Below are 3,976 nucleotides of genomic sequence, written 5' to 3' on the forward strand. Positions count from 1 at the left end.
ATCAACCAGCGTGTGCGGCGCCTGTCGGGCGGCCAGCGGCAGGCGATCTCGATCTGCCGCGCTGTCGGCTCCGGCGCCAAGCTGGTGGTGATGGACGAACCGACGGCAGCGCTTGGCGTGCAGGAGACGGCCAATGTCGAGGCGCTGATCCGGCGCCTGCGCGAGCAGTCGGTCTCAGTCATCCTGGTCAGCCACAATTTCGATCAGGTCCGCCGCCTGTCCGACCAGATCTGGGTGATGCGGGCGGGAAAGATGGCGGCGACTGTGCGCGCCTCGGAGACATCAGGCAACGAGCTCGTCGCGCTGGTCACCGGCGCGGCATAGTCCTGCAGCATCAGACTTGAAATCAAAGGGAGTTTGCCGGTGGCACCAATTCGTGTCGGACTTATAGGTCTTGGAGAGGTCGCCCAGTCGATCCATCTGCCGGTGCTGAGCGATCAGCGCGAGCGCTGGGTGATCGCGGGCGTGTACGACGTGTCGCCCAGCCTGGTGGCGCTGTGCACCTCGCAACACCCGACGGCAAGAACCTTCGAGACGGCCGAGGCGCTAATAGCGTCACCCGACATCGACGCGGTGTTCGTGCTGTCATCCGACGACACCCACAGCCGCTTCGTGCACGCGGCGATTGCTGCCAACAAACATATCCTGCTGGAAAAGCCTGCCTGTCTGACGGTGCGCGAGATCGACGATCTGCTGGCGCTGATGCCGAGTTACGACAAGACCCTGTTCGTCGGCTATATGCGCCGCTACGCGCCGGCCTATCTGGCCGCCAGGGACGAGCTGCCGGCCTTCGCCGACATCACCCATGTCCGCATCTTCGACCTGATCTCGGAGGGCCGGCATTTCCTCAAGAAGAGCCAGAACGTCCTCTATCCCAACGACATAGACCCGGCCCTGCTGGCGCGTGGCGCCAAGGAGCGCGACGCGCTGATCCGCGAAGTCGTCGGTGCCGACGCGCCGGCCGACCTGGTGCGCGCCTATCGCGGGCTGACGGCGCTTTCCTCGCACCACATTTCAGCGATGCGCGGGCTGATCGGCGAGCCGGCGCGCGTGCTGGCCGCGCACCGCACCAATGGCGGCGCCAACACATCGGTCACCTTCGACTACGGCCATTTCGCTTGTCTCTACGACGCGGTGGTCGACGATCTCGGCCTGTTCGACGCAATGATCGAGGTGCGCTCCAACACCAGGCGCGTGCGCATCATCTACGACACGCCCTACATCCGCAGCCTGCCGACGCGGCTGGAGGTCACCGATGCCGGCCCGCTCGGCCCGGTGACGAAAGCCTTCGGCCCTCTCTACGGCGATGCTTTCTCGAATGAACTCGAGATTTTCCACCGCCACATCGCCGAAGGAACAAAGCCGCTGACCGACCTCGCCGATTCCCGCCGCGACCTGGCGCTGATGGCCGAAATCATCGAGCGTATGAAGGAGAGCGGCCAGCGTTGAGGCGCTCCCTACTGCCCTACTGCCCTACTGCCCTACTGCCCTACTGCCCTACTGCCTTATTTCCCGCAGTGATGATCGTTGATCTTGTTCAATGCATTCGCGTCGGGTCCAACGCGATGGTAGGAGCACGCGCCAGCCGCCGTCGTCACCAACTGCTGATCGTAGTAGTGCGGGCCGCCGAACAGGATATCGATGAGATCGCCTTCGGCGGGAACGTAGCGTTCGGAGTGGACCCGGCGGTCGTGATGCCGGTCGCCAGCCAAGGCCGGGGCGCAAAGACTCGCGCCCGTAGCAACCGCGAGAGCTAGGATCGCAACGCATTTCGTGGTCATCGGCACACCCTTCTGGCCATTCCGGAATCGCACCATACATCCAAAACCGCCAGCCGGACAAAAGTTCCGAGAAGACCGCGATAGGCTCTTGCCGAAGCCTGCGGCCTCGCTCATCCATGATGCGTGGGAATGTGGGATCCGTGATGACCGACGCCAGCCTTCACCTCGTCGAAGCGACGATCGACCAACTGAGCCGCGCGCTCGATCACGGCACCGTCACCAGCGTCGAACTGGTCGGGGCGTATCTCAGGCGCATCGCGCATTTCGACCGGCACGGCATCAGCCTCAATGCCGTCCCAGTGCTCAACCCTGACATGTTTGAGCAGGCGGCGGCCTCCGACCAGCGGCGCCGCAACGGCGCCGTGCTCGGACCGCTCGACGGCATCCCCTACACCGCCAAGGACAGCTACAAGGTTGCAGGCCTGACGGTGGCCGCCGGCTCGCCGGCCTTCGAGCATCTCATTGCCAATGAGGATGCCTTCACCATAGCCCGGCTGCGCGCCGGCGGTGCGGTGCTGATCGGGCTGACCAACATGCCGCCAATGGCCAATGGCGGCATGCAGCGCGGCGTCTATGGCCGCGCCGAAAGTCCGTACAATGGCGATTATCTCACCGCCGCCTTCGCATCGGGTTCGTCCAATGGCTCCGGCACGGCGACAGCGGCCAGCTTCTGCGCCTTCGGGCTTGGCGAGGAAACCTGGTCGTCCGGCCGCGCGCCGGCCACCAACAATGCGCTGGTCGCCTACACGCCGTCGCGCGGCGTCATTTCTGTGCGCGGCAACTGGCCCCTGGTGCCGACCATGGATGTCGTCGTGCCGCATACGCGCAGCGTGCCCGACATGCTCGAACTGCTCGATGTGATCGTCGCCGACGATCCCGAGGCGCGAGGCGATTTCTGGCGCGCGCAGCCTTGGGTCAAGCTGCCGAAAAGCTCCGATGTGCGGCCGCCCCGTTATACCGATCTCGCACTGGCGGGGTCGTTGAAAGGCAAGCGCCTGGGCGTGCCCAGAATGTATATCGGCCGCGACAGCGAGGCCGATGCGCCGATCGAAACCCGCGCCTCGGTGCTTGCCCTGTGGGAGCAGGCAGCGGCCGATCTCAAGCGGCTTGGCGCCGAGGTGATCGAGGTCGATTTCCCCGTCGTCTCCAACTACGAGCGCGACCGCCCCGGGGCGCGCACCATGGTCGAGCGCGGGCTGGTGCCGCAGGACTTCGCCGAGCGCGAACTCTGGGATCTCAGCATCTGGGGCTGGGACGACTTTTTGCGCGCCAATGCCGACCCGGCCGTGCCCGATCTCGTCTCCGTCGACGGCCCAAAGATCTTCCCGCAGCCGCCCGGCACGCTGCCCGACCGCTATGAGGGCGGCTTCGATCTGAGAGAATATGTGGAACGGGCCCGGTTCGGCGTCACGCCGTTCGCAGACATTCCAACGCTGGAAGACGGACTGAAGGGCCTCGAAGCAACAAGGCGGATCGATTTCGAGGTCTGGCTGGACGGCCAAGACATCGACGCCGTGGTGCTGCCCGCCGCCGCCGATGTCGGACCGGCCGATGCAGACATCGACGAGGCATCCGCCGTCCTTGCCTGGCGCAATGGCACCTGGGTCGCCAACGGCAATCTGGTCTGGCGCCATCTCGGCATCCCCACCGTCACCGTGCCGATGGGAACCATGGCCGATATCGGCATGCCGGTCGGCCTGACTTTCGCCGGCAAGGCCTATGATGACGAAAGGCTGCTGCGCATGGCCGGCGACTACGAACTGTCGACCCGGCGCCGCACCCTGCCCCCACGCACGCCGGAACTGACTGAAGATGTATTTTCCCGCCGGCCCACGCAAACCGGTAACGGCAAGGCACCTCCGCTCGTCATCGCGCTTGCCGCCGAGACGCGCACGACCGGCGATCAGGACGAGATCACCATCACCCTCGACCTGCCGATCGACGCCGAGGCGGAAAACGCCAGCGTCAAGGTGCATGTCAACGGCGAGCCTGTCGCCATGCAGCGAAGCGGAGCGCGCTGCTGTGGACAGGCATTGGTTCCGGCCGCAGAGCACCAGCGGTTCCACAGCGTCTGGCGTGGCTCGTATGGCTCGATCGTGACGGCTATTGTGCGGCTGGAGGATGGGCGCAGCGCCGGCGCCTATCTGGTTACGGGCGGGATTGGATGAACGCCAGCAGCTAGGAAGGCAGCGAAG

At 65.3% G+C, this 3,976-nt stretch carries 4 protein-coding genes; 3 read left to right on the forward strand and 1 reads right to left on the reverse strand.

The features are described 5' to 3' along the window. Nucleotides 1-324: ATP-binding cassette domain-containing protein (locus tag EN932_RS30875; protein ID WP_164890707.1), on the forward strand; the 324-nt coding region annotated here is incomplete at its 5' end. 39 nt (nt 325-363) lie between these two features. Next, nucleotides 364-1,449, forward strand: coding sequence for a Gfo/Idh/MocA family oxidoreductase (locus EN932_RS30880; RefSeq protein ID WP_127385261.1), 1,086 nt, complete (start codon nt 364-366; stop codon nt 1,447-1,449). A 56-nt stretch (nt 1,450-1,505) separates the two neighbouring features. On the opposite strand, the gene EN932_RS30885 is transcribed toward EN932_RS30880, so the two are convergent. Then, the gene (locus EN932_RS30885) at nt 1,506-1,781 is read right to left on the reverse strand and encodes a hypothetical protein (RefSeq protein ID WP_013530503.1); all 276 of its coding nucleotides are present in this window, start codon (nt 1,779-1,781) and stop codon (nt 1,506-1,508) included. Nucleotides 1,782-1,924: 143 nt separating this feature from the next. Here EN932_RS30885 and EN932_RS30890 point away from each other — a divergent pair, with 143 nt between their 5' ends. Then, complete coding sequence (locus EN932_RS30890; protein WP_128369330.1) at nt 1,925-3,949, forward strand: amidase; 2,025 nt, start codon at nt 1,925-1,927, stop codon at nt 3,947-3,949. Nucleotides 3,950-3,976: the final 27 nt, after the last annotated feature.

Source organism: Mesorhizobium sp. M7A.F.Ca.US.002.01.1.1 (assembly GCF_004022955.1).
GTDB lineage: Bacteria > Pseudomonadota > Alphaproteobacteria > Rhizobiales > Rhizobiaceae > Mesorhizobium > Mesorhizobium ciceri.

Excerpts from the sequence above, each read along its gene's own strand:
- EN932_RS30890 (WP_128369330.1), top strand. The coding sequence starts at position 1,925 with ATGACCGACGCCAGCCTTCACCTCGTCGAAGCGACGATCGACCAACTG.
- EN932_RS30885 (WP_013530503.1), bottom strand. The coding sequence starts at position 1,781 with ATGACCACGAAATGCGTTGCGATCCTAGCTCTCGCGGTTGCTACGGGC.